The organism is Arthrobacter sp. P4_H3, from assembly GCF_056400885.1.
This window is the reverse complement of the sequence record NZ_JBFUKK010000019.1, coordinates 38,366-58,774: the sequence shown is the minus strand read 5'-3', so window position 1 is coordinate 58,774 and position 20,409 is coordinate 38,366. Positions and strand designations below refer to the sequence as shown.

Genomic DNA, 20,409 nt, shown 5'->3' with positions numbered 1-20,409 from the left:
GCGCTACCTCTATTTGTTCGGGGACTGATTTACAGTCATAGGCTACATCCCCGACGGGCTGCGGACTCACGACGTGCCTGCAATACCGCGGCCGCGATGGAAAGCCGGCTAGATGAAGTTCAGGCCGACCCAGGGCGACGCCACGGGCGTGGTTCCCCCGAACACAGACCGGAACTCTTCATCGAGCAGGGCGCCCATGGTCAGTTCCTTTGTATTTTCCCTGGTTTCCTCAGCGCGTAATCCGGACATCTTGTCTCCTAGTGAAGGCATGTGGAGCGGATCACCACTTGTGTCCGCCAAATCATGCATCTTGAACCAATTTTATCTCGCTAGCATGACGCTCGTAAAGAGATCAGCATAAGATTCTATTAGATAAAATTTGCGAACGTCATGGTTCTGATATATTCGTGGAATCCGGATCATCGAGAGGAGCCCGCCGTGGACCGCCTGTCCCGAACGAGTCCCCGCGCCAGCGTGGAACGCACTGTTGAGTGGGTGGATACGGATGCTTCCGGCCACCAGCACAACTCGGCAGTGATGCGCTGGGTGGAGTCCGCCGAGGCCGAGCTATTCCTTCGCACCCTCAATCTGCCCGACTACTTCCCGAGTGTTCCTCGCATTCACCAGGAGATCCACTTCAAGGCCAAGCTGTGGTTCGGGCAGCGGATCACCGCGACCGTGGGCATATCCAAGCTCGGCAGGACGTCGATGACGTATGCCTTCGAGATCCAGGGCCATCCACACAATGGCCTGGCCGGCGGCCTGGCCGCTTTTGGAACTGTGACGGTGGCCCATGTTCCGCCGGGCTCAGCCAAAGCGCAGCCTTGGCCAGCCGCCGTCGTGGACGCCGTGGCACCCGCGCAATCCGCGGGGACGGCCGGCCAGTAACGCGCAGAAACCCCCGGTGGCACCGGCACCCTCATCGGGCACCTACGATCACCGGGGGTTTCCCTGCCCCCCATTCAGCTTCACGCCGTCGGGGGTCTGTATCCTGCGGCGCTACTGGCGGTCCTGGACCACGGCGATCCCCTGGATCTCGATCATGGCTTCCTTCTGCCAGAGGCGGGTGACGCCGATTCCGGCCATGGCGGGATATTCCGAACCCGCCATTTCACGCCAGATCCGCCCGATCTCCCGGCCGTTCGCCATATAGTCATCCACATCGGTCAGGTAGATGGTGACGCTCACCAGATCCTCCGGCTGCCCACCTGCCGCCCGCAGGGTGGTCAAAACGTTCGAAAACGCCTGCCTGAACTGTTCCACAATGCCCCCGGGAACAATCTCCATGTTGGCGTTCAGTGCGGTCTGGCCGCCCAGGTACACCGCATTCCCGGCAAGGATGCCATGGGCGTAACCGGACGGCTTGGGCAGTGACTCGGGGTTGACGGTCTTCTTGCTCATTGTTGCTCCTCGCGAAGTCGGCTCTTGATTCCTGCTTGAAAAGGCCCCTTGTTAGGGTCCTTGGCATCGTGCTACCTTGAGCATATGTGACGACCGTAAAAAAGTCGACATATCGAACGAAGGGAATCAAACGGATGAAACTGGCCACACTCCGCACCGGCGGAGACGGTACGACGGCGGCCCTCGGCTTGGGCGCCGATGCCTTCTTGCCGCTGCCCTACCCGAGCGTGGGCGCACTCCTGGCCGATCCCGAGTGGCGGGCCATTATCGAGGCAGCTGCCGCGGCGGCCACCGGCGTTGCCGGTTCACTGGCGGATGCCGGGACGATCGAGGCAGTCACCGCCGAATTTGCCCCTTTGCTGCCCGATGCAGGGAAAGTGATCTGCTGCGGGCTGAACTATGGCGACCACATCCAGGAGATGGGCCGGGACTTGCCCGAGTACCCCACGCTCTTTGCCAAGCACGCGGACACGCTGACCGGCGCCCACGACACCATCGAAGTCCGGGGCAGCGGGAAGGTCGACTGGGAAGCCGAACTCGCCGTCGTCGTGGGCAGCCCTCTTTTCCGGGCGGACGAAGGTCAGGCACGCAAGGCGATCGCCGGTTACACCGTGGCGAATGACCTGTCCATGCGCGACTGGCAGAACCGCACCCTGCAGTGGTTCCAGGGAAAGGCCTTCGACGCAACCACCCCGGTGGGACCCGTCCTGGTCACAGCTGAAGACGTAACGGGGGAGTTCGAGGTCCGCGGCTACGTCAACGGGGAGCTGGTGCAGTCAGGGAACACCGGGACGCTGGTCTTCGGCCCGGCCCGTCTCCTGTCCTATATTTCGCAGTTCACCAAACTTCGCCCCGGGGACCTCGTCCTTACGGGCACGCCAGGGGGCGTCGGGATGGGCATGACCCCTCCCCGCTTCCTGCAGGACGGAGACGTCCTGACCACCGAAGTAGCAGGCATCGGACGCCTGGAAAACACCATCCGCATCTACACCAACGACGACGCAGCCGCCCAGCGCCCCGTCGTCGCCACCACAACCACCAAGGAGTAAAGACCATGACCGAGCTGACTGAGACCACCCAGTACCGCACCGAGGGAGACAACTCCATCTACGCCGGCCCCGACGGCAAGGTTGTTCCTGTCGTCACCCGGGCCGGGCAGGAAGACACCAACACGGCGCAGTCCGGCGACTGCGTCCGCGTATCCGGCGTCTCCATCCAGCACACGCCCGCCACGAAGATCTGGTTCGGACAGGTATCCAACACTCCGGGTTACCGCTCGCTCCCCCACCACCATGGCAAAGCCGAAACCGGCGGCTACGTCCTGCGCGGCCACGGCCGCATCTACTACGGCGAAAACTACTCCGAATACAAGGACATGAAAGCCGGAGATTGGGTTTTCGTGCCACCGTTCATGCCACACGTTGAGGCGAATATGTCCGTCACCGAAGAACTCGTCTGGCTCACCACCCGCACGCCGGAGAACATCGTGGTCAACCTCGAGGACGTTCCGGATGACACCCTCGCCGACTACCGGCGCGCATAACGCCATGGACGCTCCCGCCCCCACCCCCACGATGACCTCCGCAGCGTTCCTGCGGGCCATCGAACTGACCCGGGTCCCGGCCCTGGTCCACGACGAAGCGTACGAGGCTGTCACCCAGTACGTTCCCTGGCCCAAGGCCTACGGCGGAGACATGGTCGCCCAATCAGCTGCCGCGATGATGCGTTCAGTTGACGGGGACCGGTCGCTGCACTCCATGCACAGCTACTTCATGCGTCCGGTGGATGTGGGATCAACCGTCCGGTACGAAGTGGAACGCCTCCGTGATGGCCGCGGCTACTCCACCCGCAGCGTCCGCGGATACCAGAACGGCAAAACCGTCTTCGTCGCCATGGGTTCCTTCCAGGTTCCCGAAGACGGGGCCGACTACCAGCCCGTTACGCCCGGGCAGGCGGCCCCCACGGACATCGATCCGGAATCCCTGCGCAGTGCCGCAGAAGTCCTCCAGGACATCGATGGCCCTGCCGCGGAGTACTGGTCCACGGGACGCAGCTTCGACATGCGCCATGTCCCCGGCCCCGTCTACGTTCAGGTTGAAGGCGGACGCGAGGCGCACCAGGCCATCTGGGTGAAGGCCTTCGATGCACTGCCGGGCTCCGCGAACCTGCAACTGGACGCAAACCTGCACCGCATCGCCCTGGCCTACGTGTGCGACTACACCATCCTGGAGCCCCTCCTGAGGGCACAGGGCCTGCACTGGTCCTCCCCCGGGCTCACCACGGCAAGCCTTGACCATTCCATGTGGTTCCACCGCGATGGCCGTGCAGACGAATGGGTGCTGTACGCGCAAAAGGCAGTCTCAGGTCAAAGCAACAGAGGCATGGCCCTTGGCCACTTCTTCGACCGCGAAGGCCGCCTGCTCGCCACCGTCGCCCAAGAGGGCATGATCCGGCCCGGATCCTAATCCGACATCAGAAGAACGAACCATAGAAGGAGTGGCCATGAGCACATCGGCCCATGTGGACACATTTACGCGGGACCACCTACCGCCGGCAACGACATGGCCGGCGCTCGAGTTCACCCTGCCGGAACTTCAGTACCCCGAACAGCTGAATGCAGCGGCGGTACTGATCGACGACACCGTTGCCCGCTACGGTGCCGACCGGCCAGCGCTCCGAACGCCCGACGGCGAGGTTTGGACGTACGGCGAACTGCAGCTTCGGGCCAACCAGGCGGCCCAGGTGCTCACCGAGGATTTCGGCGTAGTTCCGGGCAACCGCGTGATGCTGCGGGGACCCAACAACCCCTGGATTGTCGCAGCCTGGCTGGGCGTGCTCAAAGCAGGTGCCGTCGTCGTCACCACCATGCCGATGCTGCGGGCCGCCGAGATCCAGACCCTGATCCGGCTGACCAAGCCTGTCGTGGCGCTCTCCGACCACCGCTTCATTGACGACATGGCCGCCGCTGCGGGCGCCGTGGCCGTCATCGCCTATGGAGGCACCGGCCCCGGCGATTTCGCCGCCCGCTGCGCCGTAAAGAGCGGAAAGTTCACCACCATTGCAACGGCAGCCGACGACGTCGCGATCCTGGGCCCCACCTCCGGCACCACCGGCACCCCCAAGATCACCATGCATTTCCACCGGGACATCCTGGCCATCGCCGACACCTTCGGCCGCCACATCCTCCAGCCCACCGCCGAGGATGTCTTCGCGGGCTCGCCGCCGGTTGCATTCACCTTCGGACTCGGCGGCCTGGTCATCTTTCCCCTCCGCTTTGGGGCCTCCGCACTGCTGACGGAGCGCGCAACGCCCGTCGAACTGGCTGAGAACGCGGCCGCGGCCGGTGCATCAATCCTCTTCACGGCACCCACTGCGTACAGGGCCATCCTCAAGGCCGGGCGCGGTGACCTGCTCAGCCGGCTGAGGGTCGCAGTCTCGGCGGGCGAGCACCTGCCCAAGGAAACATGGCAGGCTGTCTACGACGCCACCGGAGTCCGGTTGGTCAACGGCATCGGAGCCACGGAAATGCTCCACGTGTTCATTTCGGCTACCGCCGATGACAGCCGGCCCGGCGCAACGGGCAAGACCGTCCCCGGGTTCCGGGCGACCATCCTGGACGAGGACGGCACCGAGCTGGGCCCGAACCAGCCCGGCAGGCTTGCCGTCCTGGGACCCACCGGTTGCCGCTACCTCGATGACGAGCGCCAATCCCGCTACGTCGCCCACGGTTGGAACATCACCGGCGACACCTTCGTCAGGGACGAGGACGGCTACTTCGTCTACCAGTCCCGCTCCGATGACATGATCGTCTCCTCCGGCTACAACATCGGCGCCCCCGAAGTGGAGGCGGCCATCAATCAGCACCCCGAGGTCCTGGAGAGTGCCGTCGTCGGGCGGCCGGACCCGGAACGCGGAACCGTGGTCTGTGCCTTCATCGTCCTTCGCGAAGGCGTTGACGGCGACGAGGCGAAGGGCAGGGAAATCCAGGACTTCGTCAAGCAAACGATCGCCCCGTACAAGTATCCGCGCGATGTCCGGTTCGTGGCTGAACTGCCGCGCAACCCCAGCGGGAAGCTGCAGCACTTCAAGCTGCGGCAAATCCTCGAAAACAACAACGACCAGCTGGCCCACGCGGCCGCACCCCAAGCCTAGAAGGGACCGATCCATGAAGATCGCAATCGTCGGAGGCGGCCCCGGAGGCCTGTACTTCGCAGCACTGATGAAGCAGCTCGACCCGTCACACAACATCACCCTCTGGGAACGCAACGCCGCCACGGACACCTTTGGTTTCGGCGTCGTATTCTCCGATGAAACGCTCGGCGGCATCGGCAACGCCGATCCCGTGGTTGCCGAATACATGAGCCGCCGCTTCGCCCGCTGGTCGGACATCGACATCCACTTCCGCGCGGAGACCGTGACCGTGGGCGGCCAGGGGTTCGCCGCCATGAGCCGGAAGGAACTGCTGGAACTGCTGCAGCGCCGCTGCATCGAGCTCGGAGTCGACGTGCGCTTCAGCACCTTGGCCCCAGCCATCGGGGAACTCGAGGCCGGCTACGATCTTGTGCTGGCCGCTGATGGCGTCAACTCGCAGATCCGGGCCAAGTACGCCGACTCCTTCCGGCCTGACCTGGACCCGCGCACCAACAAGTTCATGTGGCTCGGGACGGACCAGGTGTTCGAGGCCTTCAAGTTCTTCGTGAAGGAAACCGAGTGGGGCGTCATGCAGATCCACGGCTACCCGTACTCGGATGAGGGTTCCACGTTCATCGTGGAAATGCACGAGGATGTCTGGCACGCGGCAGGCTTCGACGAGACCGCCGACGAGGTCTTCCCCCCGGGAGTCTCGGACGAAAAGGCGATCGCCAGGATCCGCGGGATCTTCGCAGAGGAGCTGGACGGCTACGAAGTCCTGTCCAACAACTCCAAGTGGATCAACTTCACCACTGTCCGCAACGAAAGCTGGCGCCACAACAATGTGGTGTTGCTCGGCGACGCCGCCCACACCGCTCACTTCTCCATCGGTTCCGGCACCAAGCTCGCCATGGAGGACTCGCTGGCCCTGGCAGCCTGCCTGCACGAGCACCCGGACGTTGAGTCGGCATTGGTGGCCTACGAGGCCGAGCGCCGGCCCGTGGTCGCTTCCACGCAACGTGCTGCGCAGGCTTCGCTTGAGTGGTTCGAGCGCATCGGCCAGTACAGGGACCAGGACCCCACGCAGTTCGCCTTCAACCTGCTCACCCGCAGCCGCCGCATCACGCAGGAAAACCTGCGCCTCCGCGACCCCGAATTCGCCGACGCCGTGGACCGCGACTTCGCCGAATCCCAGGGCCTCGCCGAGGTTGCACCGGCCATGTTCCAGCCGTTCCGCATCGGCGGGCTGGAACTGAAGAACCGCATCGTGGTCTCTCCGATGGACATGTACTCCGCCGTTGACGGCGTCCCCGGCGACTTCCACAAAGTCCACCTGGGATCCAAGGCACTCGGCGGCGCCGGTCTGGTCATGACCGAAATGGTCTGTGTTTCCGAAGCCGGCCGCATCACCCCCGGCTGCAGCGGACTGTACACGGACCGTCAGCGCGACAGCTGGAAGGAAATCGTGGACTTCGTCCACAGCCGTTCAACCGCCAAGATCGGCGCACAGCTGGGCCACTCGGGCCGCAAGGGCTCTACCAAGCTCATGTGGGAAGGCATCGACCAGCCACTCGAGTCCGGCAACTGGTCCACGGTTGGCCCGTCGGCTCTGCCGTACGGTCCCGACAACCAGATTCCCGCCGAGCTGGACACGGCAGGCATGGACGCCATCAAGGCGGAGTTCGTCTCCTCCACCCTCCGCGCCGACCACGCTGGTTTCGACCTCCTCGAAATTCACGCCGCCCACGGCTACCTGCTGTCCTCCTTCCTTTCGCCGGTCTCCAACAAGCGGACCGACGAATACGGCGGCAGCCTGGAGAACCGGCTGCGGTTCCCGCTGGAGGTGTTCGACGCCGTCCGCGCGGCGTGGCCCGCCAGCAAGCCTGTGACGGTCCGCATCTCCGCCACCGACTGGATCGAGGGCGGCAACACTTCCGACGATTCCGTCGAGATTGCCCGCGCCTTCGTCGCCCACGGCGCTGCCGGGCTCGACGTCTCCACCGGCCAGGTTGCCAAGGAGGAAAAGCCGGCCTTCGGCCGCAGCTACCAGACGCCGTTCGCCGACCGCATCCGGCAGGAAATTGCCGCTCCGGCAGGCGTGGCCGTGATCGCCGTTGGCGCCATTTCCACGTACGACGACGTCAATTCCGTCCTGCTGGCGGGCCGGGCCGACCTCGTGGCACTGGGCCGCACGCACCTGTACGACCCGCAGTGGACACTGCATGCAGCCGCCGAACAGGAATACCACGGCCCCGGCGCCCAGTGGATCCACCAGTTCAGGGCGGGTCGCCGCAAGCCGCCGAGCTCCCGCACCGACGCCGTCCGCCCACGTCTTTCCCTCCTGCGGGAACCGGACACCGAGGCAACACCGGCGCACCTGCGCTGGACGCCCGAAACGTTGGCGAAGGAATCCTCCCTGCTTCCGCAGTAGGTAGCACGCCAAAGTCCTGTGGGTCTGCCCCGTTGAAGGGTCAGGCCCACAGGACTGTGAGGTGGGACTGGAAATTCCCTAGAAACTGCATGAGGAGAAGAAGTGAATCGCATTGGCATCGTGGCCGAGTTGGGCCGGGAGACAAGGGTGGCCGCGGCACGACCTCAGTATTTTCGGAAGCTTCACCGGCGGTCAACAAACCCCTGAGCCAGTTCCTCATCGGCCGAAACGGGCATGTGAGTTCGAGTTCTGACTTTGTTTGCTTCGAGTACGAAGAAGATGAAGGCCAGGAAAGCTATCCTCTCGCCGTTGAGGATGCGCGGCGGAAGGAGTTCGTGTGGTGCGTCTGGAGACGGCTCTGGCTCGCTCACGGTGGCTACTTGAAATCCAGCCGATGTGAAGGCGCTGATCATCGCGTGAAGTGGTCGGTGCCAGAAGGTCAGGACCGCAGGCTCGCCGTCGAACACGTAATCCTCCGAGTACTGCCGGATGGCGAAGTAGTCCTCGGTTGGTTGGTTGATCACGCTGACCGTGGGGTGGTTAACCGACAGGATCAGACGACCGCCCGGCTTCAGCACGCGCCGCAGTTCGGCAAGTGGTGCTGACCAGTCCTCCAGATAGTGCAGCACCAAGGATGAAACAACGTCGTCGAAGGAGCCATCGGCGAAAGGGAGCGGCTTGCTGAGATCGGCCACGTACAGGTCTGCAGCCGCACCCAATCGCTGTCCTGCCAAATCGAGTATCGCAGGACTGGAATCGAAGCCGGTCATGATCGCGCCTTTCGCGCTCAGTGCAGCGGACAGGGGACCGGAGCCGCACCCTGCGTCCAGGACCCGGTGACCGTCGACGTCACCGGCATGGCCAATCATCGCCGGTCGCTCGTAGTAGGCGATGAGGAGGCTGGCTTCGTTCTCAGCGGAGTAGTTCCCGGCAAAATCGGTAATACTGGAAAAGGTCTTGAGCCGGCGTGACTCAGCAAAAAACCGACGTGCCTGGCGGCAATGCCTTCATAGGAGCCTGATACGACTAATCCCATTACCGTTTTGTCTGGCCACCTGGCCCGCGCCCCATCCATCAGCTAGAACTCGACTGGGGCAACTTCCATGTTGGCAACCGAAACAACCAACGTCATCGCCGGCATCGATACCCACGCCGACACACACCACGTGGCCGTCATCAACGAACACGGCAAGCCCCTCGCGGCAAAGAGTTCCTGGCAGTGGGATCGGGATACCGCAAGATCGTGGACTTCATCACCAGCTACGGCACAGTCACGCCGTAGGGCTCGAAGGAACAGGATCCTACAGGGCCGAAATCGCCAAGACCCTGCGCGCCGGGCGCACCTCGGCAGTGAAGGCCCGCACCGCAGCCATCAATCAGATCAAAGGCCTCCTCGTTTCGGCTCCGGACAAACTCCGGGCGAAATACCCGGGGGGGCTTGGAACCTCAGCGATGATCACGTCCCTGCAGCGGACCAGACCAACCGGCCATATGGGTGACCCCGAGTACGTGTGCCTGCTGACATTGAAGGGACTGGCCACCCGTTGCCAGTCCCTCGCGGCAGAGATCGCCACCGCCGACGCCGCCCTCCAGGAAATCCTCGGCACCTACGCGCCGATGCTCTGTGACCTTCCCGGAGTCGGAACGGAAGTAGCCAGCCAACTCCTGGTCACCATCGGAGACAACCCCGACCGCATAGAAAACGAGGCCCAATTCGCTGCCCTCGTCGGCGTCGCACCCATACCCGCATCATCCGGCAAAACAACCCGGCAACGGTTAAGCCGCGGCGGCGACCGCAACGCCAACCATGCTCTGTACCAGGTCGTGCTGGTCCGTATGGCCTCGTGCCAACGGACCAAGACCTACGTAGCCAAACGCACAGCGGAAGGCCAGAGCAAACGGGACATCATGCGCTGCCTCAAACGCTACGCAGCCCGGGAAATCTACCGCCAGATCACCAACCCCCAAGCAGCCCCAAACAACACCGATCTGCGCCAATCCGCACCACACTCGGTTGCACCATCACGGCCGCAGCCCGCGAACTTGGCCAATGGCCCTCCAAAATTTCCCTCCTGGAACGGGGACTCCTCCGGAACGACACCCTGGCCACGCACTACCGCCAATGGCTGACCGAGCAAGCAACCAAGGTTGCAGTCGACGTGAGGTCTCAATCTGAGGAACCTTGAGTCGGACTTCAGTGACATCGCCAACCCCGTTTAGAGCTTCCGATAGGCTCCGGGACTTATGCCCTCCACCGGGACTCTCCTGATTTCACTTCATGCCCGAGCACAAGCCACGCGCTGATTTTCGGTGCATCAATGGGCCGCGGCATCGGAGGAGGTGGAATGGACCAGGGAGTTGACGGACACGGAGTGCGGCGCGTCGACCGATCCGCGATCATGGTGTCATGACTTGGCTGGACAGCCTCCGCTTTGACCCGATCGCCCCGCTGCTGGCGAGCGGGCACCCGGCCGTACGTTACTGGGCGACCCGGGAGCTGGTCCAAGGCTCCGCGGACCCGCCTGCTGAGGCCCTCTGGGGCCTTCCGGTCCCGTGCCGGATCGTGCGGCGCCAAGGAGCGGACGGGTCGTGGGTCTACCCGGGACGGCGCCCCCGTGCCCGGACGGACTACGACCTGCTGGAGACCTACCGGCAGCTCGGGTTCCTCGTGGAGATGTTCGGGCTCACACGCGAGCACCCGGCACTCGCCGCGGCCGCCGAATACGTGCTCTCCCACCAGTCGCCCCAAGGCGACCTGCGGGGGATCTACGGCAACCAATATTCTCCGAACTACACCGCGGGCTTCCTCGGGCTCCTCGTCAAGGCCGGGTACCCGGACGACCCACGTGTGGAACTCGCGTTCAGTTGGCTCGAGGCTTCGCGACAGGACGACGGCGGCTGGGCCCTCCCGCTCCGTACACGTGGAAGGAACCTCGACGCCCTTGAGGACCCGCATACCATTTCCGCCGATCCGACGCGCCCGTTCTCACACCTCATCACAGGCGTGGTACTCAGGGCGTACGCAACCCACCCTCGGCACTGCACGAGCCCCTCAGCCAAGTTGGCCGCTGACCTGCTGGCGGGCCGCTTCTTCGAGCCGGACGCCTATCCGGACAAGGGTCGGATCGCCGACTGGACCGAATTCAGCTTCCCCTTCTGGATGACCGACCTCGTCTCTGCCCTCGACACCATCAGCTTCATCCGACCCGACCTCAAGTCGGAGGAGACAGACCGGGCGCGAGACTGGCTTTCCGGACACCAGGAGCCGACCGGACTGTTCACGGGCCATCTACTCCGGGACAGGTTCCACGACCTTCAGCTCTGGTTCAGCCTCGCTGTCTGCCGGGTCTTCTCGCGGATGCCCACATGACCTGCGTCCGGCCCTGACCAGACGGCCAAGGCACCGCCAGCGCGCCTCAGCCACGCCAGCCATATACTCCGTACTGCTCCCTCATTGCGGGGCAGCACGGAGCAGCACGGCAGAAGGGCCGCCAAGTCCAGGGAGGGAAGCAAAAGGGCACCCCCGGTCCCGTTGAATTCCTCGATTTGACGCCTATAGGAGCATCGTCAATGCCAGCCAGTCCCCAGCCGTTGACTTGCCACCCGATGACTGAACAGTAGACTGGATACCCGCCTAGTTATGGGGGAACGGGATCGGTCCGCTGCCTTGGGTCATTCATTGTCGGCATAGTTGTGGCCGTTAGCGTGGCCGCCTGCGCCTACATGGACGACGGAGCACCGCTGCCGACGGCGGCGGCTAGCTACGGTGCCGGGCTCACTGCTGCTGGCCGACTCCGGCCGGCCAGCGGCCCATGGTCAGCCATTCTTCAAGGCTTTCGACCTCTAGAGGGACTGTCTGAATAACGGAGGATCCACCGTTATTCGGAAAGTCCCGCAGAGTATTTCTTACATGGCGCAAGGGGATGGGACAATTCCAAAGCCAAAACGGCAACTCAGTCCGTTGATCCGCAAGTACGTCAAGGCCAGCCACCCGGCCCAGGCCGACGCCAGAGCCCTCGGCGAGCTCAAGCCAGTCGAGCCGGCCGCTCGGAGGGAAGGGGCGCCGGTCCTCGGCCAGGCTCAGGTCTACGTGATGAAGTACGGGAGCGAATACCACACGGCGTGGTGCCGGATCGTGGCCGACAAATGGGGCCACGCACCCAGAGGACTGTTCGTGACGCTGTTGGCCGACGTCGGGGCGCGGACCCCGTGCCAGGAATGCGATCGTGCCTTGAAGACGGCCAGAGCGTCGTCTGCGCCGGAAAACCAACTGCAAACCCTGCCCACCCCGGTACCCCCACCGCCTAACGCGGTGATCCCGCTGAGTGTCGTTGGGGTCGCCCACGGAATCCTCTTCCTCGCGGCGGGACCGGAATATCAGGAACGACTTAAGGAGACCGCAGTAGAGCCGGCGACACCGCTGCTCGTGGGCGGGCGGCGCGACGGCATAGTGGTGCGGGTGGATGCCGCCCGCGACGAGCCATTGTTGATTGTCCAGTTAGACCCCCGCGCCACGTTCCGGAGTGGCCCGTACCAGGTGCGCCTGCGTCCTCCACTGCAGCGGTCGGCAACCAAACCCTATGCCGTGGAGTCCATTGAACCGGCGCCGTAGCCTGGCACTCAATATGGCTGTTCGGCGGCGCCGACAACGCCAACGCTCGGTCCAGCGGCTCCAGTTGTAGGGCTTCCGCTTCGCCTAGTTCTTTCCTGGAGCGAGGCCAGCTCAACGCGAAGGTCGCGGTAATCACGGGCGGCAGCAGCGGGATAGGCCTCGCCACAGCCAAGCGATTCATCGAAGAGGGTGCACGGGTCTTCATCACGGGCCGCCGCCAAGCGGAGCTTGACGCCGCGGTCACGCTCCTCGGCGGCCACGCCACCGGAATCCAGGGCGACGTGTCAATCCTCGAGGATCTCGACCGTGTGTTCGCGACGGTACAACATGAAGCCGGCGGCGTGGACGTGCTATTCACTAACGCCGGGGGCGGATCAGGACTGGTGACGATCGACGACATCACCGTCGACATGTACGAGAAGGTCTTCGGTGCCAACGTGCGAGGCACCCTCTTCACCGTTCAGAAGGCTCTACCCTTGATGACCGATGGCGGATCGATCATCATCACCGGGTCGACCTCCGCCAGCCGCGGGCACCCGGGATTCGGCGTTTACTCGGCATCAAAGGCGGCCGTTAGGCAACTCACTCGCGTTTGGGCGGCGGAACTTGCGCCCCGCGGAATCCGAGTGAACACCATTACCCCGGGTCCGACGGATACACCGGGAATACGTGGTATCGCAAAGGGCGACCCGGCGCGGGAGCAGGCGCTCCTGGCTGCCATGGCGGCCAAGATTCCACTCGCCCGGATCGGCGACCCCGCGGACATCGCGAACGCCGCCCTCTTCCTTGCATCCGAACAGGCCAGCTTTATGACCGGCTCAGAGGTCTTCGTCGACGGAGGAGATGCCCAAGTCCTCAGCTGAGCTGATCGGTCCCCGGCCGCAGGCATTCCCCGCCTGCCGGGCGGGCACAAGACGGTCGGACCTTCGTCGTTGGGGACCGGCTTACGCGCGCTCTACAGGGTGAGCGGCGATCGAATCGGACCGCAATAGTAGGGTGCGGGGTAAACCAGACGAGCAGGCTTGTAGTCGAAGGGGGAACCGTGATCTCTGCGCTAAACCAACTCGTCGATTTCATCGACGGTCACCTCACGGAGGAGATTGACATTAATGACTTGGCGGTCCGTCTCGGCATGACGGAGTACCACCTCCGCAGAATGTTCTCATCACTGGCCGGCATGCCGCTCTCCGAGTACGTCCGCAGGCGCCGCATGACGGCGGCTGCAACGGACGTTCTCGAAAAGGGCGAGCTGCTGGCAATCGCGGTGCGGTATGGCTACGGCTCAGCCGAGGCTTTCAGCCGGGCGTTCCGATCAGTGCACGGCGTCGGCCCCGGCGACGTGCGCCGGGACGGAGGGCCCCTTCGCACGCAACCGCAGCTCAGGTTCCGCCTGACCGTAGAAGGGAACATCACGATGAACACTCGCATCGCAGATCGGCCGGCATTCCGACTCGTCGGCCGTTCGGCCCGTGTGCCGCTTATTTACCACGGCCCAAACCTGCACATCCAGGCGCACATCGCCTCACTACCAGCAGCAGAGCACGCCCGGCTCAAGGAATTGAGCAACACGGACCCCGCGGGCCTGCTCCAGGTGAGCGCCGACGTCGACCTGGACTACACGGAGGGCAGCGAGCTGACCTACCTTCATGGCGTCGCCGTCACCGAAACGACAACGGTGCCCGAGGAGCTCGACGTCATCGAGGTCCCCGCAGGCACCTGGGCGGTGTTCCACGCCGAAGGGGCGTACCCGGAGGTCCTGCAGTCCACTTGGGCCTCCACCGCCACCGATTGGTTCCCGTCCAACCCGTGGCGGCTGCGCCCGGGCCCCTCGATTGTGGCAGTCCTAGATCGCGCCGCCGACTTCAGCACAGCGAGCTGCGAATTGTGGCTCCCAGTAGAACGCGCCTGACGGATCAGCCCGCCGACAGGACAATGGTCATCCGGCGGGCACACCCTCGGGTTCTGGCCGCGCGAGAGCCTCGTGAGCATCACGTTGGACGCCAACAGTGCCGGGCGACGCTCGGGGTTGACCTCCCGGCAAACGAAGGCGGACTCAGGTAGGCACGCATTCGTCTACCGCGGCAGCGCCATCGAACCGACCAACCACATCACCCTGCCGGCCTCCACAAACGAAGGCCGGCCAGCGGACACCGTCGATGACCGCCTGAAAACAATACAAAGGATGAACGGCCGCCCGGTCGCCATTTCACTGGCTAGCTGCCGCCAGCCTGGCGTCTTGAGGACCGTGGCGGCCGGCGTCGTGCGGCATCGGACCTTGCCTGGTTACGCGTGGGGCTGCCAGCGTTCGACCATGATGCCTCCTCTGTGCTTGCGGATCGCGGGATGCCTGGGTCAGAAGTTACAGGTGTGAAACACGCTGGTGATCGGGTCGTCGCCGCACGTGGTTAGTGTCAGGGGCGACGACGCACCCACAACGAAAGTGATGACGTATGAGCGAGCATCTGACGAGTACCCGAACACTGGAGCCGCCTACTACGGCAGGTAACGCCGACGCCATGAGCGCAGCTAAGGAGAGCCTGGAGGATTACACCCTCCGGTTCGCTCCGCGCTCGTACCGAAAATGGAGCGCTGGCGTTGTGGCAACGAGTGCCCTGGGTGGCATCGCATACCTGGCCGACTTCTCCATCGGCGCGAACATCGGCATCGCATACGGTACGGTGAACGCCACCTTCGGCATCATCGTGGCCGCCGTGATCATCTTCGCCACGGGTTTCCCGCTCGCGTACTACGCAGCCCGCTACAACATCGATCTTGACCTCATCACGCGCGGGTCCGGATTCGGCTACTACGGCTCGGTGGTGACGAACGTCATCTTCGCGACCTTCACATTTATCTTCTTCGCCCTCGAAGGCTCCATCATGGCCCAAGGCCTGGAATTGGGACTCGGGGTCCCGCAGTGGCTTGGCTACGCGGTCTCCACGATCATCATCATTCCGCTGGTGATCTACGGAATGAAGACACTGGCCACGTTGCAGGTCTGGACCACTCCCCTGTGGCTGCTCCTCATGGTGGTTCCCGTTGGCTACCTATTGCTGTCCCACCCGGAAAGCATCGACGCCTTCTTCGCCTATACCGGCGCTTCCGGTGAGGATGGCACAAACCTCGCGTCGGTGATGCTGGCCGCCGGTGTTTGTCTTTCACTCATGGCCCAGATCGCCGAGCAGATCGACTACCTGCGCTTCATGCCGCCCAAGACCGCCGAAAACAAGGGCGCCTGGTGGCGTGCTGTAATCCTCGCCGGACCGGGCTGGGTCATCTTCGGGGCCATCAAGCAGATCGTTGGCATGTTTATTGCCATCTACCTCATTGCCACACTCGATCCCGCAGCATCCATCCACGCCAACGAGCCCGTCCACCAGTTTCTTGGCGTGTACCAGGAAATGATGCCCGCGTGGCTGGCCATGTCCCTCGCCGTGGTGCTCGTGGTCATTTCACAGATCAAAATCAACGTCACCAACGCTTACTCAGGCTCGCTCGCCTGGACCAACAGCTTCACCCGAATCACCAAGACTTACCCGGGCCGCATGGTGTTCGTGGCGGTAAACCTCATCATCGCGCTGATACTCATGGAGTCGAACATGTTCGAATTCCTGAATACGATCCTGGGCTTCTACGCGAACTGCGCCATGGCCTGGGTGGTAACAGTGGCCTCGGATATCGCCATCAACAAGTACCTGCTCAAGATCTCGCCGAAGGTCCCCGAATTCCGCCGCGGCATGCTCCACGCAGTGAATCCGGTTGGCTTCGTGTCCATGTTGGTCTCGGCCGGAGTTTCCATCGCCGTGTTCTTCGGGGCGTTCGGCGCCGGAGTCCAGCCGTACTCCCCGATCTTCGCCGTGGCGCTGGCGCTCATACTCCCGCCGGTCCTCGCGCTGGCGACGAAGGGCCGCTATTACCTTCGGCGCACCGACGACGGCATTGACCTGCCAATGTTCGACGCCGACGGCAACCCGAGCGATACAAAACTGCTCTGCCACGTCACCGGACTTGAGTTCGAACGCCCGGACATGCTCCGCTCAGGTCAGGACGGGCCCGACGGCGAACCCCGGTTCATCTCCTCCCTCGCCTTGTCAACGGACAAGTCCGGCGAACTCGTGCTACCGGCGGGAAAGTAGGCTGGGCCGGGTCCACGATTACCTAGGAGGCCCGGCCGAATAGCACCGGGCCTAAGCGCGCACCATCGACGAGCCAGCATTCCGCCGGGGAACCGCAGAAGCTCGTCCACGGAGCGCTGGAACTTCCTCGCCGCGGGCCCGAAAGCTTCCCCTAAAGTGCAAAAGCTATGTTGCTATCAATTTAGCTGTGGGAACTTAGAAAAACGCTTCACGAATTGTCAGACCCTTGGTTCATCCTTTTCCTCATGAACTACCTACGAGGAAAATTAAAGGGCGCGTCATGAAAGTCGCTGACAGGTTCCTCAAACTCATCGTCACCCTGGTCATCATCACAGAAGCTGCGGCCGTTTCGTTCATCTGGATCACTCCCCCGCGCACCTCCTACATGCTGCAGGAAGGCGAGCCGGTTGCGTACCAGTTCGTCTCGATCGACCACATGAGCCGGTATGTTCTGGCAGCGACTATCGCCCATGAGGATCAGCAGCTCGGCACCCGCGAGGGCGCCTTCAATCTCGATGACTTCAACGCCAGGGCTATGGAATTTCTGGAGGGCGGGAAAGATCCCAGCGGTTCAACCATCCCGCAACAGCTCGCCAAGAACATCTATCTATGGCCGGATCAGAACGCATTTAGAAAGGCTCTGGAGGCCGGCCTTGCCGCTGAGTTCAGTCTCACGCTGTCGCCCAGGCGCATCTTGGAGCTGTACCTCAACTATGCACAGTTCGGCCCCAATCTCTACGGCATCTGCGCGGCAACCTGGTACTACTTTGGCCATGCCCCATTCGAGATGACGCCGTATGAGGCCGCGCAGTTAGTTGGTGTCTTGCCATTTCCGAATCGGGTACAGCGCTTGAAGGACGGCGGCATCTTCCTCGATAGGGAAGTAGATAGCCTGGTCTGGAAAAACGTCAAGGAAGCGGCTAACGTCCGGCTACCCCAACAGCTGGAAGGACTCGGCGGCTGGGAAGCAACCGTCGCGACAATCGGCATCACGGATCAAGCAGCTGACCATAGGGCAAAGCGGAACAACCCTGATGCGTGCTCGACTATGCCAGAGGGTGTGAGGGTAACGCTGGCATCGGCCACTCATTAGCTCAGCACCGACAGGAACCGTAGCCTACCCCTAGTCCCGAACCGACTTGGTGGCCGCGGGACAAGGCCTCGCGCCCTATCTCGGCACCGAACCCGCGGGACGCTCCGGTTTTGAACCAAACACTCATTGCTCGTTGACCGAACTAATGTCCCACGCCGCCGTTGGCGCGCGACAGTGCTCCCGTCAGAATCGAAGACGTTAGTGGGGACAGGTGGGCACTGACGTCGTGCTCAACAGGCCTCTCCAAACTTGCCGCTGGTGTGATGGCCAGTCCTTCACTGTCTCCGATGGGCCCCGACTTGAGGTCTCGACTTATCAGGGAGGGAAGACACGGACTTCCGTGGAAGTCTGCTACTTCCAAAGTCTGCGTCCGCTTGGAAGGCCGATAGCGGATTTCGGTCAAGCAGGAGTGAACTGATTGTGATTTTTCGTATGGCCCGCCCCGCCGTCAGCTGAACGCTTCTCGGGCGCGGGCGACCCCACGGAACCGCGGCGGACCAGTCGCGCCGTGAGTTCCGTAGCGGGTGCGGATTGTTTGCGTCCTTCGATCTGCCGAATGAGGGCACTGGCGGCCGCTATCCCCATCTCATAGACAGGCTGGGCAATAACGGTGAGGGGCGGCGTAGTGAGGCGAGTCCACGCGAAGTCGTCGTACATCAGGAAGGAGACATCTGCGGGAATGGACAGTCCCAGTTCCTGGATGGCCTCCACGATGCTCAACGCGATAAGACCATCCGAGGCAACGATGGCCGTCGCCGCATCCGGTCCTTCCAACAGGCCCCTGGTGATCCCCTTGATGGATTCAGCGTCGCCGGCATTGAGCCGGACCAGATCCACAGGTTGGCTGAGGCCCTTCTCGTCGAACGCACGCCGCATGCCGTCCAGCCGCTCGGAGATCTGCGAGGAGGCCAATTCCATGCCCGCGACATATGGCCGGTCCGTTTTGAGGGTCGAGACGAATGCGATCCGCCGGTGCCCGGCCTCAAGCAGATACCGCGTGGACTCGTAGGAGATCGCCGTCATGTCAACTGCGAAGGTCTCGACCTCAAGCCCTGCGGCGGCCCGGTCAAGAAGGACCAAAGGACGCCCGGAATCGTAGATGCGCCGTAGATGTTCTGTTTCCACGGACGACGCGGGTGCCACGATGAGGCCGTCAACCCGCTTGTCCAAGAGCACCTGGACGGCCTCCACTTCGGCCGTTTCTTCCTCGTCGGTATTGACGAGAATAACGTTGTAGCCGCTCTTCTTCGCGGTGTCCGTAATGCCTCGCGTGGCCAGGCCGAAGTGAGGGTTTTCGATGTCCCCCACCACAACGCCGATAGTGTGTGATTTTCCCGTATTCATGCTGCGGGCGAGCTCATTCGGACGGTAGGAAAGCTCCTCTGCAGCAGCCAGGACCCGCTCCCGAACGTCCTCGCTCACGGCGCCGTAATTCCCCAAAGCACGTGCCGCCTGGGCTTTGGACACGTTGGCGGCTTTTGCGACGTCCGCGACCGTGATGTCACGTCGCCTGGATCCATTACTGATCATTTCGGCCTTCCGAAAAGAGGCCTTGACGGCCAATGTGGCTTGGGTTACATTCGTAGCAACCCTTGTGAGTCCGGTCTCAATCGTAGCGGTTGAGACCGGACTCAACAAGAGATTCCCCACGATAAAAGCTATCCGCCCTGCTTCCCACGATTGGAATACCCTTGAGCAAACGATTCAACTTCCGCCCCGGAGCGGTCGTCGCTGGTGCCGTCGCGGCACTCCTCGCGCTGTCAGGCTGCGCAGGATCGACTCCCGCATCATCCTCGACCGCAGCGGACAACCCCTACGGCCTGATACAGCCGGGCACCATAAGGGTAGCCAGCCTTGGCGACTCAAAGCCCTATACCTTCGCCGATGCGCAGGGTAACTTCACCGGCTTCGACGTCGAGCTCTTCAAGGACGTGGCCCACCGTGCCGGCGTGGACAACGTGGTTTTCACCGGACAGGACTTCTCCGGGCTGCTCTCCGCCGTGGCCAACGGCCAGTTCGATGTCGGCGTGGCCGCCATCGGCATCACGGACAAGCGCAAGGAAACAGTCGACTTCTCCGATGGCTATCTCGCAGGCTACCTGACGGTCATCACCACGAAGACCTCGGGCATCAAGGACGCCGCCGGCCTGTCCGGCAAACGGCTCGGCGTGGTCCAGGGAACACTGCAGGAAGCCTACGCGGTCAAGAACTTCACGTCGGCCAACCTGGTGCGATTCCCGGACAACAACACCGCCATTGCCGCTGTGAACAGCGGCACCGTGGACGCCCATTTCCTGGACTACGAAGCCGCCAAGGCCTATGAGGAACAGCACGGCCTGGTCAGTGCGGCAGACATTCCGTCCTTCGACGCGCCCGCCGGATTCGCCATCGCCAAGGGCAAAGCAGCCTTCAGGGACGCTTTGAACAACGGTCTCGCTGCGGCGATGGAGGACGGCACCTGGAAGAAGCTGTACCAGAAGTGGTTCCCCGGCTCCCCGATGCCCGAGCAGTACTTGCCCAAGGCTGAGCAGAAAGCCACGCCGACCCCCAGCAAGTAAGCACCACCGCCGGCGAACAATCCGGCTCAGGACCGGGCGGGCCGCGC

At 63.2% G+C, this 20,409-nt stretch carries 18 protein-coding genes; 14 read left to right on the top strand and 4 right to left on the bottom strand.

Translation table 11 applies throughout. From position 1 onward, the window contains the following. Positions 1-108: 108 nt before the first annotated feature. A complete protein-coding gene (locus AC1DRE_RS20110) occupies positions 109-249 on the bottom strand; it encodes a hypothetical protein (protein WP_476986266.1) in 141 nt (46 codons plus the stop codon). Between the two features lie 189 nt (positions 250-438). Between AC1DRE_RS20110 and AC1DRE_RS20105 the strand changes: the two genes are divergently transcribed. After that, positions 439-888: an acyl-CoA thioesterase gene (locus AC1DRE_RS20105; RefSeq protein WP_476986265.1), complete on the top strand. Its 450-nt coding sequence runs from the start codon at positions 439-441 to the stop codon at positions 886-888. Positions 889-999: 111 nt separating this feature from the next. Here the strand turns inward: AC1DRE_RS20105 and AC1DRE_RS20100 are convergent, their stop codons facing one another. Beyond that, entirely contained in the window at positions 1,000-1,401 is a 402-nt protein-coding gene (locus AC1DRE_RS20100) for a RidA family protein (protein ID WP_476986264.1), read from the bottom strand. A 134-nt stretch (positions 1,402-1,535) separates the two neighbouring features. Here AC1DRE_RS20100 and AC1DRE_RS20095 point away from each other — a divergent pair, with 134 nt between their 5' ends. The 5 genes from AC1DRE_RS20095 to AC1DRE_RS20075 are packed head-to-tail and all read left to right on the top strand — an operon-like array spanning position 1,536 to position 7,963. Next, positions 1,536-2,450, top strand: coding sequence for a fumarylacetoacetate hydrolase family protein (locus tag AC1DRE_RS20095; RefSeq protein ID WP_476986263.1), 915 nt, complete (start codon positions 1,536-1,538; stop codon positions 2,448-2,450). A 5-nt stretch (positions 2,451-2,455) separates the two neighbouring features. Continuing rightward, on the top strand, positions 2,456-2,944 hold the full coding sequence (locus AC1DRE_RS20090; protein WP_476986262.1) for a cupin domain-containing protein: 489 nt from the start codon (positions 2,456-2,458) through the stop codon (positions 2,942-2,944). Beyond that, positions 2,913-3,866 carry an acyl-CoA thioesterase gene (locus AC1DRE_RS20085; protein WP_476986261.1) on the top strand — a complete coding sequence of 318 codons (954 nt, stop codon included), beginning with the start codon at positions 2,913-2,915 and terminating at the stop codon, positions 3,864-3,866. Before AC1DRE_RS20090 ends, AC1DRE_RS20085 begins: the two co-directional genes overlap by 32 nt. A gap of 37 nt (positions 3,867-3,903) precedes the next feature. After that, positions 3,904-5,553, top strand: a complete 1,650-nt coding sequence (locus AC1DRE_RS20080; RefSeq protein WP_476986260.1) for an AMP-binding protein — start codon at positions 3,904-3,906, stop codon at positions 5,551-5,553. A gap of 13 nt (positions 5,554-5,566) precedes the next feature. Then, positions 5,567-7,963, top strand: coding sequence for a bifunctional salicylyl-CoA 5-hydroxylase/oxidoreductase (locus AC1DRE_RS20075; RefSeq protein ID WP_476986259.1), 2,397 nt, complete (start codon positions 5,567-5,569; stop codon positions 7,961-7,963). Positions 7,964-8,145: 182 nt separating this feature from the next. On the opposite strand, the gene AC1DRE_RS20070 is transcribed toward AC1DRE_RS20075, so the two are convergent. After that, positions 8,146-8,832, bottom strand: coding sequence for a class I SAM-dependent methyltransferase (locus AC1DRE_RS20070; RefSeq protein WP_476986258.1), 687 nt, complete (start codon positions 8,830-8,832; stop codon positions 8,146-8,148). Between the two features lie 583 nt (positions 8,833-9,415). Here AC1DRE_RS20070 and AC1DRE_RS20065 point away from each other — a divergent pair. The 7 genes from AC1DRE_RS20065 (at position 9,416) to AC1DRE_RS20035 (ending at position 17,804) form a co-directional block, all read left to right on the top strand. Beyond that, the gene (locus AC1DRE_RS20065; RefSeq protein ID WP_476986257.1) at positions 9,416-10,093 is read left to right on the top strand and encodes a transposase; all 678 of its coding nucleotides are present in this window, start codon (positions 9,416-9,418) and stop codon (positions 10,091-10,093) included. A gap of 277 nt (positions 10,094-10,370) precedes the next feature. After that, positions 10,371-11,333, top strand: coding sequence for an adenosine deaminase (locus AC1DRE_RS20060; RefSeq protein WP_476986256.1), 963 nt, complete (start codon positions 10,371-10,373; stop codon positions 11,331-11,333). A 591-nt stretch (positions 11,334-11,924) separates the two neighbouring features. Continuing rightward, complete coding sequence (locus AC1DRE_RS20055; RefSeq protein WP_476986255.1) at positions 11,925-12,575, top strand: hypothetical protein; 651 nt, start codon at positions 11,925-11,927, stop codon at positions 12,573-12,575. Between the two features lie 11 nt (positions 12,576-12,586). Further along, on the top strand, positions 12,587-13,438 hold the full coding sequence (locus AC1DRE_RS20050) for an SDR family NAD(P)-dependent oxidoreductase (RefSeq protein WP_476986284.1): 852 nt from the start codon (positions 12,587-12,589) through the stop codon (positions 13,436-13,438). Positions 13,439-13,617: 179 nt separating this feature from the next. Then, positions 13,618-14,484 carry an AraC family transcriptional regulator gene (locus AC1DRE_RS20045; RefSeq protein ID WP_476986254.1) on the top strand — a complete coding sequence of 289 codons (867 nt, stop codon included), beginning with the start codon at positions 13,618-13,620 and terminating at the stop codon, positions 14,482-14,484. A 541-nt stretch (positions 14,485-15,025) separates the two neighbouring features. Then, positions 15,026-16,711: a purine-cytosine permease family protein gene (locus AC1DRE_RS20040; RefSeq protein ID WP_476986253.1), complete on the top strand. Its 1,686-nt coding sequence runs from the start codon at positions 15,026-15,028 to the stop codon at positions 16,709-16,711. Positions 16,712-16,991: 280 nt separating this feature from the next. Then, positions 16,992-17,804 (top strand): biosynthetic peptidoglycan transglycosylase, encoded by an 813-nt coding sequence (locus AC1DRE_RS20035; protein WP_476986252.1) that lies wholly within the window; start codon positions 16,992-16,994, stop codon positions 17,802-17,804. 399 nt (positions 17,805-18,203) lie between these two features. Here AC1DRE_RS20035 and AC1DRE_RS20030 read toward each other — a convergent pair whose 3' ends face one another. Further along, the gene (locus tag AC1DRE_RS20030) at positions 18,204-19,334 is read right to left on the bottom strand and encodes a LacI family DNA-binding transcriptional regulator (protein ID WP_476986251.1); all 1,131 of its coding nucleotides are present in this window, start codon (positions 19,332-19,334) and stop codon (positions 18,204-18,206) included. A 161-nt stretch (positions 19,335-19,495) separates the two neighbouring features. Between AC1DRE_RS20030 and AC1DRE_RS20025 the strand changes: the two genes are divergently transcribed. Beyond that, positions 19,496-20,362: an ABC transporter substrate-binding protein gene (locus tag AC1DRE_RS20025; protein ID WP_476986250.1), complete on the top strand. Its 867-nt coding sequence runs from the start codon at positions 19,496-19,498 to the stop codon at positions 20,360-20,362. The last annotated feature ends 47 nt before the right edge of the window (positions 20,363-20,409 follow it).